This window comes from Aquiflexum balticum DSM 16537, from assembly GCF_900176595.1.
Classification (GTDB): domain Bacteria; phylum Bacteroidota; class Bacteroidia; order Cytophagales; family Cyclobacteriaceae; genus Aquiflexum; species Aquiflexum balticum.
Genome location: NZ_LT838813.1, coordinates 126,494 through 151,165 on the forward strand (window position 1 = coordinate 126,494; position 24,672 = coordinate 151,165).

A 24,672-nucleotide genomic window follows, 5' to 3' on the forward strand; every position below is an offset into this window, starting at 1 on the left:
TTTAATGTCAAAAATAAAAGCTTATTTACAGCTCACCCGACCCGCAAATATCGTTACTGCTATTGCAGATATTTGGGCAGGCTTCGCCGTCGCCGGTGGAGCATTGGTTATATTTGCAGATGAAACTGTCCTTATCCAATCACCCGTTTTTCAAAACTTGCTTTGGTTGACACTTTCGACCATAGGCTTGTATGGCGGGGGTGTTGCCTTCAATGATGTTTTTGATGCGGCATTGGATGCCAAGGAAAGACCTGAAAGACCCATACCAAGTGGAAGGGTATCAAAAGGCAATGCTGCTTGGATGGCTTTTTTGTTATTGGTTATGGGGGTTGTGGCAGCATCTTTGGTTGGGCCAATCAGCGGATTGATAGCTTTAATTGTGGCCGGCCTTGCTGTTTTATATGATTATTGGGGAAAGCATCAGTCCATTATTGGACCTATCAATATGGGTCTTTGCCGTGCAGGAAATCTCCTTTTGGGCGTCAGTGCTTTTCCAATCATGCTGAAAAGTTATTGGTTTTTGGGCATTATACCTCTGGTATTTGTTGCCGCTATCACCATGATAAGCAGAGGGGAAGTCCATGGCAAAAACAGAAAAGCTTTGATCGGAGGGTTTGCGATGTACTGCCTGATCATTTTAGCCCTGATTGATTTGGCCTATTTCGAAGGAAAAAATCCGTTACATGTGATCCCTTTCCTGATCCTTTTTGCTTACATGATTTTTCCTCCACTGATCAAGGCAATCAGGTCTCAAATCCCACAAATGATTGGAAAAGCTGTAAAAGCAGGAGTAATTTCCCTGATTATTCTCAATGCCACTATGGCTTCTGTTTTTGCAGGTTGGCAATTTGGGCTAATTGTATTGATCCTTTTGCCTGTTTCTCTGTGGCTGGCCAAGAAATTTGCCGTTACTTGAAATCTTATTTCGATAACCAGAGTTTATTAAATTGCAAAACATTCCATATCCTTTAAGGATTAACAAGAAGATTTAAGTTTATAAAAATGGAAAAGATAATTGAACAGGCTTTTGCTGTACCATTTAGGTATCAGGTCTGTTTTTTGGAAGGGATTTTTGATTTAACAAATCCACTATTGGCCAATTTTCTGGATAACGGAAAAAAAGCCAAGGCATTTTTTGTGGTGGACAATGGTGTGTCCAATGCTTTTCCAGATCTGCTGAAAGACATCAGGGACTATGCTGATGCCTATCAGGATAAGTTTATTTTGAGTGCGGAACCTCTGATAGTTGAAGGTGGTGAAATCTCCAAAAATGATGAAGCAACTTTCAAGAAGATAGTAGATGCCACGAGTATTTTCGGAATAGACCGTCATTCTTATATTGTTGGTATTGGAGGCGGGGCAGTGTTGGATATGGTTGGTTTTGCCGCTGCGATTTCCCATAGGGGCATCAGACATATTCGCATACCGACTACCGTTTTATCCCAAAACGATTCCGGAGTTGGTGTCAAAAACGGTATCAATGCCTATGGTAAGAAAAACTACCTCGGAACTTTTGCACCTCCTTTCGCAGTCATTAATGACTTTAACTTCCTGACCACACTCGATGATAGAGATTGGCGCTCGGGAATTTCTGAAGCCATCAAAGTGGCTTTGATCAAAGATATAGGATTTTTTGAATGGCTTGAAAAAAATGCAACAGCATTGGCCAACCGTGAAATGGCCCCCATGCAGGAATTGATCATCAAATGCGCCCAAATGCACATGGACCATATCGCAGGTAAAGACCCATTTGAAACAGGTTCTGCCCGGCCTTTGGATTTTGGACATTGGGCTGCCCACAAATTGGAACATCTGACCCAATATCAGGTGCGGCATGGAGAAGCTGTGGCTATTGGGATTGCTTTGGATAGTACATATTCCTATTTGAAGGGAATGATTTCCAAATTAGATTTGATGCGTATCATTAACCTCATGAAAGCACTGGGATTTGGGATTTATGCCCATGAGTTGTCAGGCAAGGAATTGCTAAAGGGTCTAGAGGAGTTTAGGGAACATTTAGGGGGAGAATTGACCATTACTTTATTGGAATATATGGGCAAGGGAGTCGAAGTCCATCAAATGGACAGTGACCTGATTCTTCAATCCATTGATCAATTAAAATTATTTCATCAGGAAAAAGTGGTTGCTGATTCCTAAATTGTGGGATTGTTGCACTTTTAATCCAATTCCAAAATTTCAATGTTTACAAAAGGACATCACCTGACTTATTGTACCAATATCCATCCCGGAGAAAGTTGGGAGGAAACCTTTGAAAATCTAAAACAATATATCCCGAAGATCAAAAAAGAACTTTCTCCAAACCAATCCTTTGGAATCGGACTAAGGTCCTCTAACGATGCAAGTTTGGACCTCACAAAACCGGAAAATCTGGCTGATTTTAAAACATGGCTGAGAGAAAATGACTGTTATGTATTTACTTTCAATGGCTTCCCTTACGGAGGATTTCACAGACAGGTCGTCAAAGATGAAGTGCACCAACCCGATTGGACCACAATAGAAAGACTGGCCTATACGGAAAGACTTTTTGATATTCTTGCCGATCTTTTGTCCGATGAAATAGATGGAGGTATTTCAACTTCCCCTCTCTCCTACAGACATTGGCACAAGACCAAATCGGATTTGGAAAATGCCATCAAAACGTCAACAATCCATTTGGCCAAAATAGCTGCAAAACTTTATACCATACACCAAAAAACAGGTAAACTCCTTCACCTCGACATCGAACCTGAACCGGACGGCATTCTTGAAAACACCAAGGAAGTCATTGATTTCTATAAAAATTGGCTGGTACCGATTGGGACAGAATACCTTGTGAAAGAATTAGGGATTTCAGGTTGGGAAGCCGAAAAATGTCTGAAAGAACATATCAGAATCTGCTATGATGTATGTCATTTTGCGGTAGTATATGAAAAGCCAAAGGATGTTTTTAAAGCATTTGAAGCAGAGGGTATCAAAGTCGGCAAGATTCAGATCAGTGCTGCATTAAAGGCTGACATTCCAAAGGATAAAAATGAAAGGAAGGAAATGGAAGCTTTAATATCTCCATTTTCCGAATCCACATACCTGCATCAGGTAGTTGCCAAAGGCTTGAAGAATGAGTTAACTTCCTTCAGGGATCTGCCTGAGGCCATGAATACCCTTGAATCAACTGATGCTTTGGAATGGCGTATCCACTATCATGTCCCGATTTTTCTTTCTGATTATGGGAAAATCTCTTCCACACAATCAGATATCCTAGATGTGTTGAAATATATCAGTAGGAAAAAAGTCTGCAACCATTTGGAAGTGGAAACCTACACTTGGGAGGTTTTGCCGGAAGACATCAATTTAGATCTAGGGAATTCAATCATAAGAGAACTTCAATGGGTCATAGAAAACAGTGGAAACTCATGAAAAAAACCGTAGTCATAGATATTGTTGCCCTTTCAAGCAGGGTAATCGGTGAACATACCCCATTTTTGAAAGAATGGATCGCCAAAGGAAAAAAAGCCACCATCGACCCTGTGTTGCCGGCAGTGACCTGTTCGGCACAGTCAGTTTACCTGACCGGAAAATGGCCTTCGGAAAATGGTATTGTTGGCAATGGCTGGTATTTCAGGGAGGAATGCGAAGTGAAGTTTTGGAGACAATCCAATCATTTGGTCCAAACTGAAAAAATCTGGGACAAGGCTAAAAAAATCAATCCGGGTTTTACCGTATCCAATATGTTCTGGTGGTACAATATGTATTCCAATGCAGACTATCAGGTTACCCCCAGACCCCTCTATCCTTCCGATGGCCGCAAATTACCGGATTGCCATAGTCATCCTATGGACCTGAGAGACCGGTTGCAAAGGGAATTGGGTCAGTTTCCCCTCTTTTCTTTTTGGGGACCTAACGCCAATATCTCCTCTACCAAGTGGATAGCGGAAGCTTCCAAAAAAGTCGATGAATGGCATAATCCAACCCTTACTTTGATCTATCTGCCACATTTGGATTATAACCTGCAGCGTTGCGGAATAGACTTTTCCAAAATCGGGAAAGACCTGGAGGAAATAGATGCAGTCTGTAAAGACCTGATCACTTATTATGAAAACCAGGGTGCCAATGTCATTCTCCTGTCAGAATATGGGATCACTTCCGTCAACCATCCCATCCATATCAACAGGATTTTGAGGGAGAAAGGATATATCGCTGTAAAGGATGAGTTGGGATTGGAAACCTTGGATGCCGGAACCTGTAGGGCCTTTGCCGTAGCAGACCATCAATTGGCCCATATTTATATCAAGGACAAAAATGATATCCCGACTCTGAAGGCACTTCTTGAAAACACTTCGGGAATTGAACTGGTACTGGATGAGGAAGGAAAAAAGAAATTCCATCTCGATCATGATAGGGCCGGCGAATTGGTAGCTGTTGCAGACAAGGATTCATGGTTTACCTATTATTATTGGCTGGATGATGCCAAGGCACCGGATTATGCAAGGTGTGTGGATATCCACCGCAAGCCCGGCTATGACCCGGTGGAGATGTTTGCCGATCCAAACATCAAATTGCTGAAAGCAAAGATTGGAATGAAGATCCTGAAAAAGAAGCTCGGTTTCCGATACTTGATGGATGTGATTCCTTTGGATGCTACTTTGGTAAAAGGGTCACATGGTGCTATTCCAAAAGACAGTCTGGACCATCCCATATTTGTCAGTAAAAACAAGAATTTATTTGATGGAGAAAAGTTGGAAGCAGTGGAAGTAATGGATTTGATATTGAAGGAGGTTTTTGAGGGGTGATTGGGGAAAATCTGCTTGATCAGCGTCATCCCGATGTTCGGGACAGGTTAAGCGTTCTCTAGAACACGGATGACACAGATTTGGCTGATGAGCACTGATAAAAAAATGTGTCTTTGGCTGAAATAGTTTTTAATATCCACACCTAATTGGATAATATAAAATCAGTGTAAATCTGCTTGATCAGCGTTATCAGCGTGCAATAGAACACGGATGACGCAGATTTGGCTGATGAGCACTAATAAAATAAGTTTGAACCTCTTGATTTAATCAAGGATTTAGATCAAAATCCCTTTCTGTTTAGGTTTCCTTCCAACTCTCCTATTTATTTTTATTCAAAAAATCCAAAATCACCAATCCTCCAAACCATCCCACCGTACAAATCAACAAACTAAGGTTCAACCGGGATTGATTTAAGATTTCCATATAATACAATATGGCTAACGAAAACATGACAACAAGTATGAACAGTGCAAAGTAGGTGCTTTTCATTTTTTCTGGAAGATTTTACTGAACAACAAAAACAACAATCCACAAGCCACCCAGGCTGGCAAAGTGAAAAAAGACAGGAAAACATCCTTATATAAAGACCATGCATAAAACACTACCATACTGATTAGCCAGGCGGCTAAGACAGCTATATTGAAGGAAATACCTTTTGCTTCCGCATAGTTTTTGGATAATCCCAGCTTTTGGGAAAAGTAATGCTCAAAGAAAATCACTGCACCGACCGGAGCGAGAATAAACCCATACACCGCGACAAAATCCAGTAATTTCATGGCAAAGGCGGGAAAAAGACCTGCAATGGTAGCTATACCTCCAGTCACCAATGTGACTTTAACGGTTGAACTTTTGGGAAAAATAGCCTGAAAAGCTAATCCGGCCCGGTAAATGGTTGGATTGGCAGTAGTCCATCCTGCTACCACGACACATATCAGTCCGGCAATACCTACCACCTCATAAGCCAAAGGCCCGGGTGCCACGGGTGGAACTCCCCCACCTGCGAATATGGCCGCTGCTTCAGTACTTTTCAGGTATAGGGCAAACATGAGACAGGCCGAGATCCAGGCCATAAAATGCCCCACATACATCCCCGCAGCAGTCGTCCATCCAATGGTGTTTTTATTGGCATAGCGTAAAACGGATAGGTCAGACATCCCTAAGTGCATGGCAGCATTGCAGAACCAAGCGAAGAACATCACGTGCCAAAAGGTAAATTTGATCTGTCCGGGAAAAGGCTCCGAGCCTGTTCCCCAAACCGCCCAAAGGTCTGAAATAGAACTTACTCCCAGTCTTTTAGCAGCCACTATCCCAGCAATCAAAAACACCATCACCATCCATGGTGATGCAATGTTGGAAAATCTGGAAACAGCATCATATCCTTTGGCAGCTACTACAGAAATCACTGCCCCTACACCCAGCACTACCAAAACCCATGAAATGCTTGTTGGCACTGTATCAGTCAATGCTGGCATGGGCATATCAAATGGAATCCCTACAGCGGTCGCTGAAACAGTAATCATTGCCCCCGCCAAAAAACAAAACAAGAGTCCATTGGCCAAATTGTAACCGATAACCAATTTACGGCCAGCTATCTTCTCCAACTTATAATAAAGTGTCAACCTATCGGCAGTTGCAATGGGCGTAGTAACGTACCGCCAGGTCAGCACCGCCAAAAAATTCCCCAATAACAATCCTACTATCAAGTCAAAAGCCGAAACACCCGCAGTCAAAAACAAAGGTCCAATTACAAATTCGGTACCAGCGGCATGTTCCCCGGCATACATACCCAAAAACTTCCTCCAATCCTTAAAATGAGAGGGAGGAACAGGTTCGCGTTCAAATTCGCCAATTTGAACAGGTTCTATCATCGAGCCGGGGTTTTCCATAGGGTTGATTTTGGGTCGTAATTGAAAAATACAAAAATCCTGGATACTATGATGTCCTGTGATATCCTGTGATGATTAATTATTCCGGTTTTTCAGAATTTGTTGTTCATCTCCTAAAGCGACTCCCTTACAATTACCTTAAATTCATTTTTTATCTTCTTACCCTCTTTACTCAAAATCATATCTGCGGTAAGCTTTCCCATGGCAGAAAAGTCCGTGGTGATTACCGTTATTCCTTTTTGGAGGACCTCTTTCAGAGGGGTTTCATTATAGGACAGGATTCCAAGATTTTTCCCAATATTCAACCCTTTAATTTGTCTTGTCTTTTTAATCAGGTTCACCAGGTCATTTTCCTCAATAACCACGTAAGCTTCCCCTTTGATTGGGTTTCTTTCAGCACTGATCTCAGGGATTATTTCAAAATCAAAATTTTCCTCCACTGCAAATTTCTTAAAACCTAAAAGTATTTGTTCCGGATAGGGGTAATTAGAGTGAAAAGGAAAAACCAAAACAAGCTTTTGATATTTCTCCAGCTTGGTCTTCAATTGCTTCAAAGCCAAATAAATATCCATTTTAAAATCCTGGAATACACTTCCAAAATATCCGTTTATCCCCTCTATCTGATGGTCCAAGAGAATCAGCTTTTCTTTGGGGAGCTGACTGATCAATTCAATCGCTTTTTGTTCACAGTCCTTTTTAAAATGAGGCATGATGATGTAATAATCATACGCCTCTTTTTGCTGTTCCAATATTTTTTTGAAAAGTGAATATTCACAGTGGTAAACTTGAAATACAACCTCTGCCCTATCTTCCAATTGAATCAAAAGCGAATTGTAAATCTCCTTTTTGTAAACACTGAGTTTGTTGAATAACAGCAGTATTTTAAATTTGGACAGGTCTGAATGGTGGCTGATATAAAATCCCTTTCCTCTGACAGACTCTATAATCCCCTGCTTTTTTAGAATGGTGTAGGCTTTTTCTACCGTATCCCTTGACAGATAATATTCTGCACTCAGGTTGTTGATGGAAGGGATTTTATCCCCGTATTTCAATTTGCCCAAAGTAATCATACTTTTGATGGATTTGACTATTTGAATGTATTTGGGCACACTCGAACTCTCATCCATGTACAGGTCAAATTTCTTCATAGGTTAATGGGCTAAATAGCGGTAAGGTTAGAAGAAATACTTTTTAAAAACAAATACCTTTGGTTGAATTCTGATTTTTCCAACAGTATAGTGCAGGACAGAAAGCATCATTTCGGCCATTATATTTAAATCAAATTGAAGCAATAATTAGATTTTACAAAATGAAAACAGCTACCCCAACATTCAACCACGTATCCTACCTCTGGGACGAAGAAAAAGCAAAATCCCTCGGCGACGACCAAGTTGCCTTATTGATATACCGGTCCAATATCCTCGGAGCAGATTTAAGAATTACCAATTACGGCGGGGGTAACACTTCCTGCAAGACCATTGAAAAAGATCCTTTGACCGGAAAGGACGTGGAAGTGATGTGGGTAAAAGGATCCGGTGGGGATATCGGCACATTGACCAAATCCGGATTAGCAGCACTTTATGTAGACAAACTCCGGGCTTTGGAAGGGGTATACAAAGGTATTGAACAGGAAGATGAGATGGTCGGACTATTTAATCACTGTATTTACGACCTTGACTCAAAAGCTCCTTCCATTGATACGCCTCTTCATTCATTTTTGCCTTTCAAACACATTGATCACCTGCATCCGGATGCGGCTATTGCCATTGCAGCCTCCAAAGAGGGGGAAAAAATCACCAAAGAACTATTTGACGGACAGATTGCCTGGGTTCCATGGCAGAGACCGGGCTTTGATTTGGGTTTACAATTGAAAAGAGCTTTAGAAGCTAATCCCGGTATCCGTGGCATCATGCTGGGCGGACACGGACTTTTTACTTGGGGAGACACCGCCTATGAATGCTATGTCAATAGTCTGGAGGTGATAGAAATGGCCTCTGCTTACCTGGAAGCCAACTATGGCAAAAAAAGACCGGTTTTTGGAGGAGAAAAAGTCAATGCCTTGGATCCAAGCAAAAGAAAAGACCAAGCTGCCAAAATCGCCCCCTTGTTGAGAGGATTGGCCTCAAGCTACAATCGGATGGTTGGGACTTTCAATGATTCTGACATCGTGCTACAGTTTATCAACTCCAATGATTTGGACAAACTGGCACCTTTGGGAACTTCCTGTCCGGACCATTTTCTGAGGACAAAAATAGCTCCCTTGGTTCTTGATATTCCGGCAGATCAGGATTTGTCTGACCTGAGTTCTTTGAAAGGACATATTGAAAAACTATTTGTACAATATAGGGAAGGGTACAAAGGCTATTATGAAAAACATAAGCGCAAAAACAGCCCTGCTATGCGTGACCCCAATCCGGTCATCATCCTTTGGCCTGGTGTAGGGATGTTTTCTTATGCCAAAGACAAACAGACTTCCCGTGTTGCCTCTGAATTCTACATCAACGCCATCAATGTAATGCGTGGCGCAGAAGCAGTTTCAGAATATGTTTCCTTGCCATTGCAAGAAGCTTTTGACATTGAATATTGGCTTCTCGAAGAAGCCAAACTCCAAAGAATGCCCAAAGAAAAACCGCTTTCCAGAAAAGTAGCGTTGATCACCGGAAGTGCAGGAGGGATTGGAAAAGCCATAGCGGATAAATTCGCCGCAGAAGGGGCCTGTGTAGTTCTTTCAGATATCGATGAGGATAGATTGACCAATGCCAGAAAAGACTTTGGAAAAGATGCAGCCATCGCCGTCAAACTCGATGTGCTGGATAATGATACTATTGCTCAAGCCTATAAAGCTGCTTGTTTGGCCTTCGGCGGGGTTGACATTATTGTCAACTGTGCCGGATTGGCCATCAGCAAACCTTTGGGCGACACTACCGAAGCCGATTGGGATTTACTGAATGATGTATTGGTCAAAGGACAGTTTAAGGTGTCCCAAGCCGGGGTATCTGTATTGAGGGCCCAAGGATTAGGTGGGGATATAATCAATATTGTTTCCAAAAATGCCTTGGTTTCCGGACCGAACAATGTGGGCTACGGTACTGCCAAAGCAGCTCAGGCCCACATGTCAAGGTTACTGGCCGCAGAGCTCGGCCCGGACAAAATCCGCGTCAATGTAGTCAATCCAGATGCTGTCATCGAAGGTTCCAAAATCTGGGAAGGCAAATGGGCAGAAGGTAGGGCAAAGGCCTACGGTGTGGCTATAGAGGAATTACCGGCTTTCTATGCTAAAAGAACCTTGATGAATGAAATCATTTCTACGGAGGATATCGCAAATGGGGTTTTTGCATTTGTGGGTGGATTGCTGTCCAAGTCTACCGGAAATATAATTAATGTGGATGGCGGGGTTGCGGCTGCATTTGTAAGGTAAAGGCGCAAAGATTGTGTTTCCCACAAAGACGCTAAGGCGCAAAGGAAGTTTGTTTAAAAAAGGTTTTTCCCAGAGTGAGACCTCAAATAGTGAAAAAGGCTTCTCCTTGTCATTTCGACCGTAGGGAGAAATCTAATCCTTCTAAGGTGACCTAAGACCTCACTCCCGTACTGTTGTCGGGATCGAGGTGACAAGGCAAAGTTCAATAATAATCTTGAATACTTTTCCTAGATCAATCGTGAAAAAAGCTTCTCCTTGTCATTTCTCTCCAGATGGCTATCGGGAGAGAAGTTTAAATAACCAAACGACAGAACAGATTTCTCTCTACGTTCGAAATGACAAAGGAGAATCCTTTATCCTAATTATTCCTTAAATTCAAATCTATCAAACCCCAATTAGCGCCTTAGTGGCTAAAAATATAAAATCAAAACTTTACTTTGTGCCTTAGCGCCTTTGTGGCTCTTAAACATGAAAATAACCACTGACCATATCCATTCCTCCAACAAACCATTGGAAATCAGCCATGCCCGGGAATTCAACTTCCTGGCTGAAAATCTGGAGAAAAAGGGGCTGAATGTAGAAGCTTTGATCCAAAAAATCCAAGCTTTACAGATCGCCATCCCTTCTTGGGCATTGGGGACGGGAGGCACGCGTTTCGGGAGATTTTCGGGTGGGGGAGAACCCTCTACTTTGATCCAAAAAATCCAAGATGTGGGTATTCTTCATGCGCTTAACCGTTCCAGTGATTCCATTTCCCTACATATCCCCTGGGACATTCCCCAGGATTACGACGCCATCTTGCAAGCAGCCGCTGAAGTGGAAATCAGTTTTGATGCAGTCAATTCCAATACCTTTCAGGATCAAGCAGACCAATCCCTTTCCTATAAATTCGGCTCTTTGGCGAATAATGACAAATCCATCCGCAAACTGGCCATAGAACACAACAAAGAGGTGATCCGGATCGGGGAAAAACTGGGTTCCAAAGCCCTGACGGTATGGTTGGCCGATGGGTCCTCCTTTCCAGGTCAGCACAGTTTCCGCAAAGCCCTGCAAAATACCTATGAGTCCCTTCTGGAAATCTACCAGGAACTCCCCTCTGACTGGAAAATGCTGATAGAATACAAACCCTACGAGCCTTACTTTTACAGCACTGTGATTTCCGATTGGGGCACTTCTTTTCTTTTGGCCAATAAACTAGGAGATAAGGCTTTTACTTTGGTGGATTTGGGACATCATCTGCCTAATACCAATATTGAGCAGATTGTGGCTACCCTGATGACTGAAGGCAAGCTAGGTGGCTTTCACTTCAACGACTCCAAATACGGAGATGATGACCTGACGGTGGGCAGCATCAAACCTTATCAACTCTTTTTGATTTTCAACGAATTGGTGACTGGTTTTGAAGAAACATCAAACCCAACTCCTGCTTGGATGATCGATGCCAGCCACAATTTAAAGGATCCGATGGAAGACCTATTGCAGTCAGTTGAGGCCATAAAGCTTGCTTATGCACAGGCGTTGATAGTTGATAGAAAGTCTTTGGAGGCAGCACAAGATGGCCAAGATGTGGGTCAAGGACAGGAGATTTTACAGGATGCCTTCCGCACTGACCTGAGGCCCTTGGTAAGGGAATCCATCCGCCAAAGCGGAGGAGCCATTTCCCCTATCCAATCCTACAGGGATCTGAAAGTGAGAGAGACCCTGATCAAAGAAAGAGGAAAAGACAGTAAAGCCAGCGGACTATAACATGGAGCCCATCAAGGTAACTGCCATATTCGACATCGGAAGGACCAACAAAAAATTCTTTTTGTTTGACCAGAACTTCAAGGAGGTTTATAAAATCTACCATAGGCTAGACTTTATAGAGGATGAGGATGGAGAAACATGTGAGTCGATTTCAGCACTGACCAAATGGGTAAAACAAATACTCAAAGACGCGCTGGCCTTACCGGAGTTTTTAATAACCAAACTCAATTTCACTACCTACGGCGCCTCTTTTGTACATATAGACAAACTGGGCAATCCTGTTGCACCATTGTACAATTACCTGAAAAAATATCCTGAGGATATCTTGGAGCAGTTTTATGCCCAATATGGTCCCCCTGAAAAATTCAGCCGTGAAACCTCCTCCCCTGCCTTGGGCATGTTGAATTCCGGGCTGCAGCTTTACTGGCTAAAATATGCCAAGCCCGAAACCTTTAGAAAAATACACCGAAGCCTTCACCTTCCTCAGTATATTTCCTTTCTCTTTACAGGAAAGACTGTTTCAGAATATACGAGCATTGGATGCCATACTGGCTTATGGGATTTCAGCAAAAAAGACTATCATCACTGGGTCAAAGCCGAAGGGATAGACAAATTATTACCTGAAGTAGTGGATACTACTACCAGCTTTACCAAGACCCTTGACCGGCACAGCATGCGTGTGGGAGTAGGGGTGCATGATTCTTCTTCCGCCTTGTTACCCTATTTGACCAGCAATACCGAACCATTTGCACTATTGTCCACAGGTACTTGGGCTATCAGCATCAATCCCTTTAATGATGCCCCTTTGACTTTAGTCGAACTACGAAAAGATTGCCTTCATTTTCTCAGCAAGGAAGGCCGGCCCATCAAAATCAGCCGTTTGTTTATCGGAGAAGAGCACAAAGTGCAGATCGAAAAGCTCTATGCCCATTTCAATCTTGAAAAAGGCTATTACAAAGCTTTGTCTTTTGAAAAAGGCCGTTACGAAAAGGCAAAAGCCCAAACCCAAAAACATTTCAAATTTGAATATTTAAAACCTGAGGTCTATAGCATTCCACAAGCAAATGCAACCGATTGGAATGGTTTTACTGATTTTGAAGATGCCTACTACAGTTTTATCCATGAACTCACTGAACTACAGGTGGCTTCTCTTTCTCTGGTCCTGAATGGCAGCACCCTGGTAAATAAACTTTATATCGACGGGGGCTTCAATGCCAATCCCATTTTTGTGGAGATGCTCAGGGACAAACTGCACGGAATCAACATTGAAACCACTGATTTTGCTTTGGGGACGGCATTGGGGGCGGGGGTTTTGGTTGGAAATAAATTGATATAAAGTAGAAATAGGATTGAAATTTAGGAGAGATATTGATTGATAATTTTTGATGTTTATATAAACCTTTATCTTCTAAACCTTTGCCCAGCAACTATAAAAACCACCGCACCGATTAAGGTTACCAAAATCCCCAAACTGTCATTAAAAGATGGCTTATCCAGCCAAATGGCAATAAAATGTCCCGCTATGATGACTGACCCCATAATGAAAAATCCGACCATCATAAAAGTAGGGAAGCCATTTACCTTTACATTTTCTTTTTCCATTTGGGACAGTGTGCTATAGCCTGCAATTAAATTCGGGAATATTTTGACCAAAATACCGATGGCTATAAAAGTCAACCCAACGTATATGTCCTGCATGATTGAGGTTTTAGGTTATGAATATACAATTGAAAGATAACTGTTAAATAATTGTTTAACAAGAACTTATTTTGATCAAACGAGACACTAGTTTAGTGAAGAGAAATTTGGGATTATATGGAAATAAGTTTGAAATTTATTGAAATCGGAGTTTTAGCATAAATCCTTAGTCCGGGATGAAATAAATATAAGAAATGATAGCGATCAGAAAAGCAACCCCGACAGACTACGACCAAATCTGGGATATCTTAAGTCAGGTAATCGCCGGAGGTGATACTATTGCTTTCAGCCCTGATAGTTCCAAGGAGAAGATGTTGGGATTTTGGTGCGGAAAGGATAAGTATACTTATGTGGCTACGATTGATGGAAAAGTGGTGGGAACACTTTTTATCAAAGATAATCAACCTGACCTTGGTTCCCACATTGCCAATGCCGGTTATTTGACATTGCCCTCAGCAAGGGGAAAGGGAGTAGGGTTGGCAATGGGAGAATTCTCATTGGTCGAAGCAAAGCGGCTTGGATACCAAGCCATGCAGTTTAATATTGTTGTAAAAAGTAATCAAAAGGCAGTGAGATTATGGGAAAAATTGGGGTTTAAAATAATCGGGGAAATTCCTGAAGCTTTTAATCATTTGCATTTAGGAATGACGAATGCTTATATCATGTATCAGAAACTTTGATGGAAATCAATACTATTTTTCAAAAAATCAGATTTTAATGAGATCTGCTTTGGGGGATGAAAGGATATTGTTTGATACTTGTGGATATTATTTGATATTTTTTTAGCGCTGTGTGTCTATCGAATTGCCTTAGATACCTTTTAAATGAAATCCATTTAGGCGGGATATTTAGAACGTAATCGAAAAATTAGGCGTATAATTTAGATTATAATCAAAATATTAGGCGCATTTTACCCTTTGTATAAATATGATTGAACACACTTTTTCATCTGAAAAAGTGTAAACTCCTTCCTAAAAACCCTATACCACAGGATATAGGATTCATTCATTTTTCGGAGATTTAGTTCTATTTGTATGTGATTTCCAAATAGACGAAAGCTATTGATCGATATTTTTTCTATAGATGTAGGAAACCAATATCAATGAATATCCAATATCTATCAGTATCTTAATATCCATTAATATCGAATCAAAAACATGCCTTTAAATAAAAATATAGGTTTATTCATCCCCTGCTACGTCGACCAATTCTACCCAAAGGTCGCCATAGCCACCATGGAACTCCTGGAAAAATTGGGTTGCAAGGTTACCTACCCCATGGCACAGACCTGCTGCGGACAGCCTATGGCCAATGCCGGATACGAAAGGGATACAGTCGGTACCAGCAAACACTTTTTGGAAACCTTCAAGGATTTTGATTATATAGTGGCTCCCTCAGGAAGTTGTGTGCTGCATATCAAAGAACATGCGCCAACTGTTCCCGGAATGGAAATGGAGCAAAATGAAATTCAGGATAAAATCTTTGAATTGACGGAGTTCTTGACTGATGTACTCAAAGTTGAAAACCTAAATGGTTCATTCCCGCATAAAGTGGGTTTCCATGCCTCCTGCCATGGACATCGAGGATTGCGTTTAGGTTCAAGTTCTGAACGCAACGAGACTTTTTTCAGCAAGGGCAAACAACTTTTGGAACAGTTGGATGGTTTGGAATGGGTGGAACTGACCCGGGAAGATGAATGCTGCGGATTTGGGGGGACTTTTGCGGTCACCGAAGAAGCATTATCCGTGCAGATGGGAAAAGACCGTTTGGAAGACCATCTCGGCCAAGGTGTAGAAGTCTTGACGGGCGGGGACATGTCATGTATCATGCATTTGGAAGGAATTGCACGCAGAAACAAAAACAACTTACAATTCAAACATATTGCCGAAATCCTTAACGAAGCTATCTCATGAGCCATCCAGCCAAAGCATCGGAATTTTTGGAAGACAGTGCTAAATCCAAATGGCACGACGAGACGCTATGGTTTGTGCGGGACAAGCGTGACAGGACCAGCAAGACCATTCCAGAATGGGAACAATTGAGGGAACTGGCTTCCCAAATCAAAGACAATGTACTGGCCAATCTAGACCAATACCTTATTGAATTTGAAAAAAATGCCAAAGCCAACAACATCCATGTGCATTGGGCCAAAGATTCGGCAGAGCATAATCAGATTGTCCTAAGCATATTAAATGAACACCGCTGCAAGGCAATCGTCAAAAGCAAATCCATACTCACCGAAGAGTGCCATCTGAATCCCTATCTGGAGCAAAATGGGATCGAAGTAGTGGATACGGACCTTGGTGAGCGCATCGTACAGTTTCTTAATCAGCCCCCAAGCCATATTGTTCTTCCTGCCATTCATTTGAAGAAAAGGGATATTTCAGAGATTTTCCATGAAAAGCTACAAACCGAAAAAGGCAATGAAGACCCCGCTTATCTAACTCATGCTGCAAGGGTCCACCTTCGGGAAAAATTCCTTGGAGCAAAAGTTGCCATCACTGGAGTGAATTTTGGGATAGCTGAGACAGGGGAATTTGTGGTCTGTACCAATGAGGGCAATGCCGATATGGGGGTTCACTTGGCCGATGTGCATATTGCCTGTATGGGCATAGAGAAAATCATTCCTAGAAGAAAAGACCTTGGGGTATTTCTTCGCCTTTTGGCCCGATCAGCTACCGGGCAACCCATCACCAATTACAATTCCCATTTTCGTTCTCCTTCCGTGGGCAAAGAAATCCATATCGTCTTGGTGGACAACGGACGTACGGAACAATTGGGTCGTGAAAAATTCAAAAATTCCCTGAAATGCATCCGATGTGGTGCTTGTATGAATACCTGTCCTATCTATCGCAGAAGCGGGGGTTACAGTTATGGTTCAGTGGTACCCGGCCCGATAGGCTCCATCCTTTCTCCTGGACTGGATTTGAAAAAACACAGCTCCTTGCCTTTTGCCTCCACACTTTGTGGATCCTGTTCGGACGTCTGTCCGGTCAAGATCAACATCCACGAACAGCTTTATGAATGGAGACAGGAAATCACCAAGGATCAGGGCACCAATGCCAAAAGCATTTCCATGAAAATCGCCAACGGCATTTTTTCTGTTCCATTTGCTTACAAAGTCAGTGGCGCCATGATGCGGGGAGCATTGAAAATCCTTCCTGATAGCATCACTTATTCGGGTTTGAATACTTGGGGAAAACAGCGTGATCTGCCCGAAACTCCAAAAGAAACTTTTAAAGACTGGTACAAAAAGAACAGGTCATGAGCAGTAGAGACAGTATTTTAGCAAAAATAAAAGCCATCCCAACCGAACAAAAATCACTACCTGAAATCCCTGATTTTGAATTGAAGGTAGATTTAAAGGAGCTTTTTATTCAATCCATTAAAGGAAATAAAGGAGAGGTGGTAGATCAAACACAGTTAAGGGAATTTTTGGAAATCAACCGATTTACCAAAATCATTGATCTATCAAATTCTTTTCAAGACTTAAGAACCTTGCCATTACCCGAAGATCCCCATGATTTGAATGATTTGGAAGTAGCCATTATTCAAGGGCAGTTTGGAGTAGCTGAAAATGGTGCGATTTGGCTAACGGATGAGAATATGGGTTTAAGGGTTTTACCCTTCATCACAGAGCATTTGGTAATAGTATTGGACGAAAAATCTCTCGTGGACAATATGCATACCGCCTACAATAAAATCGGTGAGCAACATTCCGGCTTTGGTCTCTTCATTGCCGGTCCTTCGAAAACTGCAGATATCGAACAATCTTTAGTGATAGGGGCACATGGGGCGAAGAGTTTGAGGGTGGTATTGACCAACCTTTGAGGTTTTAGATTAGGCCGGAAAGGTTACAAGATTTATACTATACGAAATAAATAAATAAATGCCTTCGGCGATATAAAATCCAGCATCACGGCGGGTTTCTCATTGGATCAATTCACTTTTTCTATTTTAAACAACCGAATCCAAAATCCTTAATTTTCTCTATCTTAGTACTATTAAAAAAATCAAATCATGAGAGAGGTTACCTTAAAAATACCGGAAGAAAAACTTGAGTTCTATTTAGAGTTATTTGAACAACTCGGACTTGAAACTGAATTTGAATTTCAAATACCTGAAGAGCATAAAGAAATCGTCAGGGAAAGGATCAGGAATTCCAAACCAGAAGATTTGATTCCTTGGGAAGAAGCTAGAAAAACATTGAAATTCAAAACTTAGGAAATGGAAGATTTTCAACTTCTTATACAACCTCCTGCACTTGATGATATCCAAGAGGCTATTGACTATTATGATTCTAAAAGATTAGGATTAGGAGTAGAATTTGAAGATGAGTAAACTATCACCCCAATTCCCTTTCTATCTGCTCCAATGATTTACCTTTTGTCTCTGGCAGCACCAGATACAAAACCACAAATCCAATAGCACAAATCACCCCATACAACCAAAAGTTATTGGCCCAACCCAAATTCTCTTTGATAGTAGGAAATGAATAAGTCAGAGTAAAGTTTCCCACCCAATGTGCTAATGCGGCTATGGACATAGCTGCCCCTCTTATCCTTGTTGGAAAAATCTCGGACAAAACCACCCACAGCAAAGGAGCAAGGGTAAATGAGTAAAACATTACATTGGCCAAAACCAAAAAGACCACTACCCATCCGCCTTGATCAACATAAAATGAATACCCAATGAGGAGGTATAAAAATGCCATAGCCGAGGTTCCGATAAGGAGGAGCTTTTTTCTTCCGAATTTGTCTACAGTGAAAATCGTGATAAATACGGACAATACCATCACGGATCCAATTACAACAATATTGAGCATCATCTGCTTGAGGGTATACCCCGCAGCTTGGAATATATCAGCCGCATAGTAGATGATCACATTTACCCCACTCCACTGTTGGAGAAAGGCCAAAAACACCCCTATTGCCAAAAATTTAACAACACGCTTATTAAGTAATTCTTTGAAGTTTACCCTTGCCAAGTCTTCAGTTCTCAAGGTGGTTTTAATCTCGGTCACAGCTTGGTTTTCATAAAATTCCCCTCCTATTCTTTGGAGTATTTTCCTTGCTTTAGTCTCTTCATTGTTTTTGATCAGCCAACGGGCACTTTCCGGAACGAAAAACATGAGGATAAAAAACAACATAGCAGGGATAACCTCTACACCAAACATCCACCGCCAACCGTAATTTCCATTCCAACTGGCAGCAATCTGTTCAAAAGTAGCCGCATCAGGCATCAGTGTGTCCAATAATGAAATCTGCCAATTGATCACTTGGGCCAACAATACCCCGATCATGATCAACAATTGATTGATGGTGACAAACATACCCCGCTTCTCAGGAGGGGCAATCTCAGCAATATACAATGGGGAAAGATTGAGTGCAATTCCCATAGCAATCCCTCCTGCTATCCTGTAGAAGTTGAACCACCAAAAAGAATCAGCCAAAGCAGTTCCAACAGCAGAGAGAGAAAAAAGGAATCCGGAAAATATCAATAACCGCTTTCGGCCCAATCGGTCACTTAAGATAATGCATAGGATAGCACCCAACATACAGCCAACCAATGCGGAACTGGTACCCCAACCTTGGTCTGTTGCCGAAGTAATATTGAAATAAGGTTCATAAAATGGTTTGGCACCACCAATAACCACCCAATCGTATCCAAAAAGAAAGCCGCCCAAGGCCGCTGTCAAACTTACCAACCAGATAAATCTTTGATTGTACTCAACCTTTTGTTCCATTTTATTATCAAATCAATTTTTCCTATATTGAAGAAAACCAATTATTTATAAAAATGAACCAAACTATAAAAATTATTTCTCAAGCTAAGTATTTTCTTGTTGTTTTACTGTTCCTTCCCTTTCTTTCATATTCTCAAAAACAACCAGGAATACCAATGCCCAGAGGTCCTGTTGATTTATCCGAAACCAATAATCTGGTTATCTTTATCATCATTCCTGCTGTCATCATCATAGCATTTTTGATTTTTAGAAAAAGAATAAAAAGGATCAAGAAAGAGAAGAATGAGCGAATTAAAGAAAGCATTGAGGAGAAGAATAAATAGGACTGGACTAGTTTGATAATCTGAAACAAACCCCATAATTCAGTCTATTTGCCTGATAAAACCTTCCAATGAATAAACATAGTACACAAATTCCCCTGCTCTAGTTGGTGATTTTGATGGAATTCAAAGGAAAATTATTGCGGTTTTTACCCGTAATTATTGATTAAAAATTAACTTTAGAAAAATGTTTGTTTCAGCACCCAGACACTAATCTCAGTTCTATGAAAAACTTTCCAAAATACTTCTTCACCTTTTGGATCTTTGGATTTGCTCTGTTTGCCTATTGGCAGATCAATGATCCTGACCCCGAAATTTGGGTATCTGTTTATTTGGTAGCCATTTTATTTTCCGCCATGGCTGTGAAAGGAATACATCCCTTAATCCCTTTGGCCATATGCATCACTGCCTGTATAATCGGAGCAATCTATTTTTATCCTGATTCTGTCTCAGGTTGGGTTGCCTATGAAATGGAAAACAAAGATCTCACTATGAAAACCAAAGATTCTGAGGAGGCCAGAGAGACCTTTGGATTATTGTTTATTGCAGCAGTGTTATCCGTTTCAGCATATTTGGGACGGAAAAAAAGAAAACTTCAAACTTAATTCAATTTCACATACTCTAATATGAAAAAGTTAATCATATCACTCTTAATGGTTTTTTGTCTTTTTGCCCAAGTTGCTTTGGGACAAGATTCCAGGTATTTCGAAAAAAGAACCTACACAGCCCATGAAGGGAAAAGACCTGACTTGATCAAAAGGTTTGAGGATCATACTTTAAAGTTGTTTGAAAAAAACGGTATTGAGAATATCGCCTATTTTATCCCTACCGATGAAAATAATAACACCCTGATTTTTATCCTAGCCTATCCCGATCAAGATTCCAGAGATATTTTATGGAACAAATTTGCCAATGACCCCGAATGGCAACGGGCTTACAAAGCATCTGAAGCAAACGGCCCCCTAGTTTCAAAAGTGGATCAGACCTTTATGACTCTTTCAGGGGAATTGAGCCCTGAAATTATCCGTGATACCAATGAAGGCAGCAGAGTTTTTGAATTGAGAACCTATACCATGTTTCCAGGCAAAGTGGATGCCATCCATGCAAGATTCAGGGATTATACCCGTGAGCTTTTCCAGAAGCATGGGATGACCAACGTGATGTATTGGTATACCGTGGAAAAAGATAATGCCCAACCAAAACTGGTATATTTATTGGCACACAAAACTGAAAAAGCAGGAAAGACTTCTTTTGAAAAATTCGGGAAAGATCCTGCATGGATTACGGTAAGGGATGCTTCAGAACAAAATGGAAAAATCGTCGAGAAAGTTGAATCTGTTTATCTTAATCCGCTTCCTTTTTCACCTTTGAAATAAAAATTGAATAGGTAAAAAAAAATCTATCTCCTCACAAAAGAACCCGCGGAGTCGATAGAGATTTCCACCTTAAAAGTGTCATGTATCCAAAAAAGATGTCCGACCAAAATTTGGTCGGACATCTTTTTTGAAAATATATAGGTTTTCATTTCAGCCAATTGAAACCTTCATTTAAACAATCAAAACAAATCTTATTTTGTTCTAAACTCCGCTGAAAACAAAATGGCAGTTGGTTCTCCAACTTTTATTGGATTGGTCACAAAATAAACTGACCTAAGTCTTCCATCTGTCTGTTTATCAATAGTGATCAGCGTTTGTCCCATATTAAATCCAGGTTGCGGCCCGGAACTATTTACCTTGAAAACCCCCTCTCCAATCTTAGGTCCATTAGCTGAATCCAATCTCACTTCCACCCTATAACCCGATTCACTGACCTGCTGCCCCCCACCTGAAATCATTATGCCATGTATATCAGTCAAATCGATATCATGGAAGGCAAATGAACCTTGACCCTGAGGAATTGTCATCAATGTCCTTCCATTGAAAACCGCTGTTTCATATTCCTGAAGATCTTTCGTAGATTCCATGCCCATTGTTGGATTCCTTAATGTTACAGAACTGTTTCCCGTAAGGGGTTTGATATTTTCTCCACCTCTATCAGTAAAACTTCCGGATAGAACAAAAACCCCATTTTCTGAAAGTGCTTTACCAACCATCGGATCAACTGTTCCTGATGCTGGCAAGGAAGGTTTTTCTTCCATTCCCCTTCTTCCTAATGAAAGGATATAAGCAACAACTTTTTTTGCATCCTCATTCTTAAGATCAGGATTTGCAGGCATGACTGTTTCGCCCCAAATTCCGCCACCTCCTTTTTGGATTTTATTGACCAAATAGTCAACGGCGGCATCTGGATTTCTTCTATACTTTCTTGCTACTTCTGTGTAAGAAGGCCCTATTGACACTTCATCTTCTTTATGACATGTCTTACAGGTCAGAGAACTCATGATACTCTTTCCTGTCATCGCCTCGGTCATAATTAAATGTCCTTTGGAAGCTTCTGCTTGATCCAAACCGGAAATATAATCCGCCGAAACAAATAATGTAGATAAATCACTTCCAGCATCAACATCATCAGGGTCTGTCACTGAAACTTGGTAAGCAATAGGTTTACCAGGGAAATAAAAAGACTTATTCCCTTTTATTTCAATATTGACTACAGGAGCAATATTTCCTGCATAAACAGAAACGATTCCACTTTTTGCATTCAAATTATCCGGGTCAGATACTTGAACCATTACGTCATAATCACCAACTGAATTGAAAGTGTATTCCAATTTAGGCTCTTTGGTCGTCACTTTTTCGCCGTTGCCCAAATCCCAGATATAAGTCAAAGGATCATTTTCCGGATCTGATGCCTGAACGATGAAATTAACTTTAAACGGCAATTGACCGGAAGTTTTGTCAACTTCAATTCCCTCAACCACCGGTGATCTGTTTCCATCATTAAAATCAATCCTAAAAAGACCTGCATCGGGATTTTTGGTAAACCATCCATTGCCATATTCAAGCAAGTAAAGTTTGCCATCAGGCCCAACTTCCATATCAATCAGCGCATTGAATTTGGTAGTGGACATAAACGGTTCCATTTTGTCATAATCACCATTTGGAAGCATAGTCACGGCTTTAACCCAGCCCCTTACCCAATCATAGATGAATAATTTCCCATCATAATAAGAGGGATACCGGGTTTCTTTGGGAAACATGTCGGTATAATAAACGGGACCCGCCATGGCATTTCTTCCTCCAGAACCCAGATCAGGGAAGTCATTTGAAACACCATATGGATACCAGATAAAATTTGGAGCTGCAGGAGGCAATTCCCTTAGTCCTGTATTGTTCATAGAATTGTTAACGGGTTTAGTCACATCAAATGCATTACCCGAAGTCCCAGTCGCATAATCAAACTCTACATAGGGATAACTATCACCTACAAAATATGGCCATCCAAAATTCCCTGCTTTTCTGGCCTGATTGACTTCATCATAGCCCCTCGGACCTCTGGTTTCCAAGCTATCCGAACCGGCATCGGGGCCTACTTCTCCCCAATACAGAAACCCTGTTTTTTGGTCTACTGATATTCTATATGGATTTCTGTTTCCCTGAACATAAATCTCAGGTCTGGTTTTTTCCATCCCTTTTGGATAAAGGTTTCCCTCTGGAATATCGTAACTGCCATCCTCATTGACTTTTATCCTAATGATTTTGCCTCTTAGGTCATTGGAATTACCTGAGCTTCTTCTTGCATCATATTGTTTGAAACCAGGTCGGTCATCCAATGGCGCAAATCCTCTGTTGACATATTTGCTGTTTTGCTGGTCAAATGGTGTCGAATTGTCGCCAGTAGAAAGGTACAACAATCCATCTTTATCAAAGGCAATAGAACCTCCCGTATGGCAACAGATATTTCTTTGGGAATACAGTTCCAAAATGATTTTTTCAGAAGCCATATCCCATTTGTCATTGGCAAATTTGAACCTGGAAAGTCTGTTGATTTCCTGATCACCCGCAGGGCTGTAAAACACAAAGACATACCCGTTCTTTGCAAAATCGGGATCTTTTTGGATCCCCATCAATCCTTCCTCAGCATTTACTCCCCTGGTTTCAGTCTTCCAGTAGACATCCAATTTTGCAACCTCCCTGGCAGTCGAATCACCGTTTTTGTATAAAAACACCTCTCCCCTCCTTTGCGCAATCAATATGTCTAAATTGGGTAAAATGGTCATTTCGGTTGGTTCGGTAAACTCACCCAAGACCAGTGTTTTTTTCTCAAATCTGTTTTCTTCAGGGACTCTTTGGGTTTTCGCTTTGGAATAATCCAGCTTCTTGTTGTCTCCTATGGCATATTTGATTCCCTCCAAAATATGCTGAAGAAAGAGCTCTTCCTGATACGATTCGCTGGTGTGACCGCCGGCAGTATAAAATGCCCTTCCACCATCATAATCATGGTACCAGGCCATTGGATGATATCCCATAGGCTTGGTTTGCTGGTAACTTTCCTCATCAATATCCATAAGCACGTTGACATCGGGATTAAGTTTTTTGAAATGGTACCATTCATCCTTCCTGTTCCAAATTTCAGGCAAAAAACGGGTAGTAGAATGCTTTCTGTCTGTTACATGAAGTGTTCCTTCCTGTACGTTTGGATAGGGGTCTCCTATTCCGGGATGATAAGAGAAATATCCACCGACAAGTCTATTGTACCATCCCCAATGATATTCTGTATCTGCTGCTGCATGAATGCCCACGTAACCTCCACCTGCCTGTATATATCTTTCAAAATCAGCTTCCTGATAATGATTCAAAACATTACTGGTTGTGCTTAGCCATATGACTGCGGAATATTGTTTTAGATTTTCTTCATTGATAAGGTCAGAATTTGTTGTTGTATCCACATCAAATCCATTTTCTGCTCCCAACTTCATGATAGCGGCTATTCCGTCAGGAATAGATTCATGGTAGAAGCCGAGCGTCTTACTGAAAATAAGAACTTTGGGATCTCCGCTTCTTTTATTGTTGCAAGCGGAAATAAGCAATACTATTGAAAATAAAAGCACAAGGCCTTTATTCAGGTGATTTTGGGTTTTCATAGGTTTAATTTTTGTGGAAATATAATAAGTTTTGTACATCTCTTATCG

The 24,672-nt window shown here is 41.2% G+C and carries 20 protein-coding genes; 15 read left to right on the forward strand and 5 right to left on the reverse strand.

The window, feature by feature from the left end; all coding sequences use genetic code 11:
• The first annotated feature begins 4 nt into the window (after window positions 1-4).
• The 4 genes from eboC (at window position 5) to B9A52_RS00540 (ending at window position 4,787) form a co-directional block, all read left to right on the forward strand.
• Window positions 5-916: a UbiA-like protein EboC gene (gene eboC, locus B9A52_RS00525; protein WP_084118454.1), complete on the forward strand. Its 912-nt coding sequence runs from the start codon at window positions 5-7 to the stop codon at window positions 914-916.
• An 86-nt stretch (window positions 917-1,002) separates the two neighbouring features.
• On the forward strand, window positions 1,003-2,157 hold the full coding sequence (locus B9A52_RS00530; protein ID WP_084118455.1) for a 3-dehydroquinate synthase: 1,155 nt from the start codon (window positions 1,003-1,005) through the stop codon (window positions 2,155-2,157).
• A gap of 42 nt (window positions 2,158-2,199) precedes the next feature.
• On the forward strand, window positions 2,200-3,414 hold the full coding sequence (gene eboE / locus B9A52_RS00535) for a metabolite traffic protein EboE (RefSeq protein WP_084118456.1): 1,215 nt from the start codon (window positions 2,200-2,202) through the stop codon (window positions 3,412-3,414).
• Entirely contained in the window at window positions 3,411-4,787 is a 1,377-nt protein-coding gene (locus B9A52_RS00540; protein ID WP_084123341.1) for an alkaline phosphatase family protein, read from the forward strand. Before eboE ends, B9A52_RS00540 begins: the two co-directional genes overlap by 4 nt.
• Window positions 4,788-5,272: 485 nt before the next feature.
• Here the strand turns inward: B9A52_RS00540 and B9A52_RS00545 are convergent, their stop codons facing one another.
• Window positions 5,273-6,673, reverse strand: coding sequence for a purine-cytosine permease family protein (locus B9A52_RS00545; protein WP_084118457.1), 1,401 nt, complete (start codon window positions 6,671-6,673; stop codon window positions 5,273-5,275).
• Between the two features lie 113 nt (window positions 6,674-6,786).
• Window positions 6,787-7,821, reverse strand: coding sequence for a GntR family transcriptional regulator (locus tag B9A52_RS00550; RefSeq protein WP_084118458.1), 1,035 nt, complete (start codon window positions 7,819-7,821; stop codon window positions 6,787-6,789).
• Window positions 7,822-7,982: 161 nt separating this feature from the next.
• Between B9A52_RS00550 and B9A52_RS00555 the strand changes: the two genes are divergently transcribed.
• From B9A52_RS00555 to B9A52_RS00565, 3 genes are all read left to right on the forward strand, one after another.
• Window positions 7,983-10,091, forward strand: a complete 2,109-nt coding sequence (locus tag B9A52_RS00555; protein ID WP_084118459.1) for a bifunctional aldolase/short-chain dehydrogenase — start codon at window positions 7,983-7,985, stop codon at window positions 10,089-10,091.
• 468 nt (window positions 10,092-10,559) lie between these two features.
• Window positions 10,560-11,837: a TIM barrel protein gene (locus B9A52_RS00560; protein ID WP_084118460.1), complete on the forward strand. Its 1,278-nt coding sequence runs from the start codon at window positions 10,560-10,562 to the stop codon at window positions 11,835-11,837.
• A gap of 1 nt (window position 11,838) precedes the next feature.
• The gene (locus B9A52_RS00565; RefSeq protein ID WP_084118461.1) at window positions 11,839-13,173 is read left to right on the forward strand and encodes an FGGY-family carbohydrate kinase; all 1,335 of its coding nucleotides are present in this window, start codon (window positions 11,839-11,841) and stop codon (window positions 13,171-13,173) included.
• Window positions 13,174-13,238: 65 nt separating this feature from the next.
• Here the strand turns inward: B9A52_RS00565 and B9A52_RS00570 are convergent, their stop codons facing one another.
• The gene (locus tag B9A52_RS00570) at window positions 13,239-13,535 is read right to left on the reverse strand and encodes a DUF3784 domain-containing protein (protein ID WP_084118462.1); all 297 of its coding nucleotides are present in this window, start codon (window positions 13,533-13,535) and stop codon (window positions 13,239-13,241) included.
• A 194-nt stretch (window positions 13,536-13,729) separates the two neighbouring features.
• On the opposite strand from B9A52_RS00570, the gene B9A52_RS00575 reads away from it, so the two are divergent.
• The 5 genes from B9A52_RS00575 (at window position 13,730) to B9A52_RS00595 (ending at window position 17,759) form a co-directional block, all read left to right on the forward strand.
• Window positions 13,730-14,215 carry a GNAT family N-acetyltransferase gene (locus B9A52_RS00575; RefSeq protein ID WP_084118463.1) on the forward strand — a complete coding sequence of 162 codons (486 nt, stop codon included), beginning with the start codon at window positions 13,730-13,732 and terminating at the stop codon, window positions 14,213-14,215.
• A gap of 477 nt (window positions 14,216-14,692) precedes the next feature.
• Window positions 14,693-15,448 (forward strand): (Fe-S)-binding protein, encoded by a 756-nt coding sequence (locus B9A52_RS00580; protein WP_084118464.1) that lies wholly within the window; start codon window positions 14,693-14,695, stop codon window positions 15,446-15,448.
• Window positions 15,445-16,803, forward strand: coding sequence for a lactate utilization protein B (locus B9A52_RS00585; RefSeq protein WP_084118465.1), 1,359 nt, complete (start codon window positions 15,445-15,447; stop codon window positions 16,801-16,803). Before B9A52_RS00580 ends, B9A52_RS00585 begins: the two co-directional genes overlap by 4 nt.
• Entirely contained in the window at window positions 16,800-17,366 is a 567-nt protein-coding gene (locus tag B9A52_RS00590) for a LutC/YkgG family protein (RefSeq protein WP_084118466.1), read from the forward strand. Before B9A52_RS00585 ends, B9A52_RS00590 begins: the two co-directional genes overlap by 4 nt.
• Before the next feature lie 189 nt (window positions 17,367-17,555).
• On the forward strand, window positions 17,556-17,759 hold the full coding sequence (locus B9A52_RS00595; RefSeq protein WP_084118467.1) for a hypothetical protein: 204 nt from the start codon (window positions 17,556-17,558) through the stop codon (window positions 17,757-17,759).
• A 121-nt stretch (window positions 17,760-17,880) separates the two neighbouring features.
• Here the strand turns inward: B9A52_RS00595 and B9A52_RS00600 are convergent, their stop codons facing one another.
• The gene (locus B9A52_RS00600) at window positions 17,881-19,281 is read right to left on the reverse strand and encodes a sugar porter family MFS transporter (protein ID WP_084118468.1); all 1,401 of its coding nucleotides are present in this window, start codon (window positions 19,279-19,281) and stop codon (window positions 17,881-17,883) included.
• Window positions 19,282-19,334: 53 nt separating this feature from the next.
• Here B9A52_RS00600 and B9A52_RS00605 point away from each other — a divergent pair, with 53 nt between their 5' ends.
• From B9A52_RS00605 to B9A52_RS00615, 3 genes are all read left to right on the forward strand, one after another.
• Complete coding sequence (locus B9A52_RS00605) at window positions 19,335-19,604, forward strand: hypothetical protein (protein ID WP_084118469.1); 270 nt, start codon at window positions 19,335-19,337, stop codon at window positions 19,602-19,604.
• 221 nt (window positions 19,605-19,825) lie between these two features.
• Window positions 19,826-20,206 carry a transmembrane 220 family protein gene (locus B9A52_RS00610; protein WP_084118470.1) on the forward strand — a complete coding sequence of 127 codons (381 nt, stop codon included), beginning with the start codon at window positions 19,826-19,828 and terminating at the stop codon, window positions 20,204-20,206.
• A gap of 21 nt (window positions 20,207-20,227) precedes the next feature.
• Window positions 20,228-20,977, forward strand: coding sequence for an NIPSNAP family protein (locus B9A52_RS00615; RefSeq protein WP_084118471.1), 750 nt, complete (start codon window positions 20,228-20,230; stop codon window positions 20,975-20,977).
• Between the two features lie 191 nt (window positions 20,978-21,168).
• Here B9A52_RS00615 and B9A52_RS00620 read toward each other — a convergent pair whose 3' ends face one another.
• Window positions 21,169-24,624, reverse strand: a complete 3,456-nt coding sequence (locus tag B9A52_RS00620; protein WP_084123342.1) for a ThuA domain-containing protein — start codon at window positions 24,622-24,624, stop codon at window positions 21,169-21,171.
• Between the last annotated feature and the right edge of the window lie 48 nt (window positions 24,625-24,672).

What these genes read in the sequence shown, in the direction of transcription:
- eboC (WP_084118454.1), top strand. Translation starts at nt 5, where the DNA reads ATGTCAAAAATAAAAGCTTATTTACAGCTCACCCGACCCGCAAATATC.
- B9A52_RS00605 (WP_084118469.1), top strand. Translation starts at nt 19,335, where the DNA reads ATGAACCAAACTATAAAAATTATTTCTCAAGCTAAGTATTTTCTTGTT.
- B9A52_RS00600 (WP_084118468.1), bottom strand. Translation starts at nt 19,281, where the DNA reads ATGGAACAAAAGGTTGAGTACAATCAAAGATTTATCTGGTTGGTAAGT.
- B9A52_RS00590 (WP_084118466.1), top strand. Translation starts at nt 16,800, where the DNA reads ATGAGCAGTAGAGACAGTATTTTAGCAAAAATAAAAGCCATCCCAACC.
- B9A52_RS00570 (WP_084118462.1), bottom strand. Translation starts at nt 13,535, where the DNA reads ATGCAGGACATATACGTTGGGTTGACTTTTATAGCCATCGGTATTTTG.
- B9A52_RS00545 (WP_084118457.1), bottom strand. Translation starts at nt 6,673, where the DNA reads ATGGAAAACCCCGGCTCGATGATAGAACCTGTTCAAATTGGCGAATTT.
- B9A52_RS00565 (WP_084118461.1), top strand. Translation starts at nt 11,839, where the DNA reads ATGGAGCCCATCAAGGTAACTGCCATATTCGACATCGGAAGGACCAAC.
- B9A52_RS00555 (WP_084118459.1), top strand. Translation starts at nt 7,983, where the DNA reads ATGAAAACAGCTACCCCAACATTCAACCACGTATCCTACCTCTGGGAC.
- B9A52_RS00550 (WP_084118458.1), bottom strand. Translation starts at nt 7,821, where the DNA reads ATGAAGAAATTTGACCTGTACATGGATGAGAGTTCGAGTGTGCCCAAA.
- B9A52_RS00540 (WP_084123341.1), top strand. Translation starts at nt 3,411, where the DNA reads ATGAAAAAAACCGTAGTCATAGATATTGTTGCCCTTTCAAGCAGGGTA.
- B9A52_RS00575 (WP_084118463.1), top strand. Translation starts at nt 13,730, where the DNA reads ATGATAGCGATCAGAAAAGCAACCCCGACAGACTACGACCAAATCTGG.
- B9A52_RS00615 (WP_084118471.1), top strand. Translation starts at nt 20,228, where the DNA reads ATGAAAAAGTTAATCATATCACTCTTAATGGTTTTTTGTCTTTTTGCC.
- B9A52_RS00585 (WP_084118465.1), top strand. Translation starts at nt 15,445, where the DNA reads ATGAGCCATCCAGCCAAAGCATCGGAATTTTTGGAAGACAGTGCTAAA.
- B9A52_RS00530 (WP_084118455.1), top strand. Translation starts at nt 1,003, where the DNA reads ATGGAAAAGATAATTGAACAGGCTTTTGCTGTACCATTTAGGTATCAG.
- B9A52_RS00620 (WP_084123342.1), bottom strand. Translation starts at nt 24,624, where the DNA reads ATGAAAACCCAAAATCACCTGAATAAAGGCCTTGTGCTTTTATTTTCA.
- B9A52_RS00560 (WP_084118460.1), top strand. Translation starts at nt 10,560, where the DNA reads ATGAAAATAACCACTGACCATATCCATTCCTCCAACAAACCATTGGAA.
- B9A52_RS00595 (WP_084118467.1), top strand. Translation starts at nt 17,556, where the DNA reads ATGAGAGAGGTTACCTTAAAAATACCGGAAGAAAAACTTGAGTTCTAT.
- B9A52_RS00580 (WP_084118464.1), top strand. Translation starts at nt 14,693, where the DNA reads ATGCCTTTAAATAAAAATATAGGTTTATTCATCCCCTGCTACGTCGAC.
- eboE (WP_084118456.1), top strand. Translation starts at nt 2,200, where the DNA reads ATGTTTACAAAAGGACATCACCTGACTTATTGTACCAATATCCATCCC.
- B9A52_RS00610 (WP_084118470.1), top strand. Translation starts at nt 19,826, where the DNA reads ATGAAAAACTTTCCAAAATACTTCTTCACCTTTTGGATCTTTGGATTT.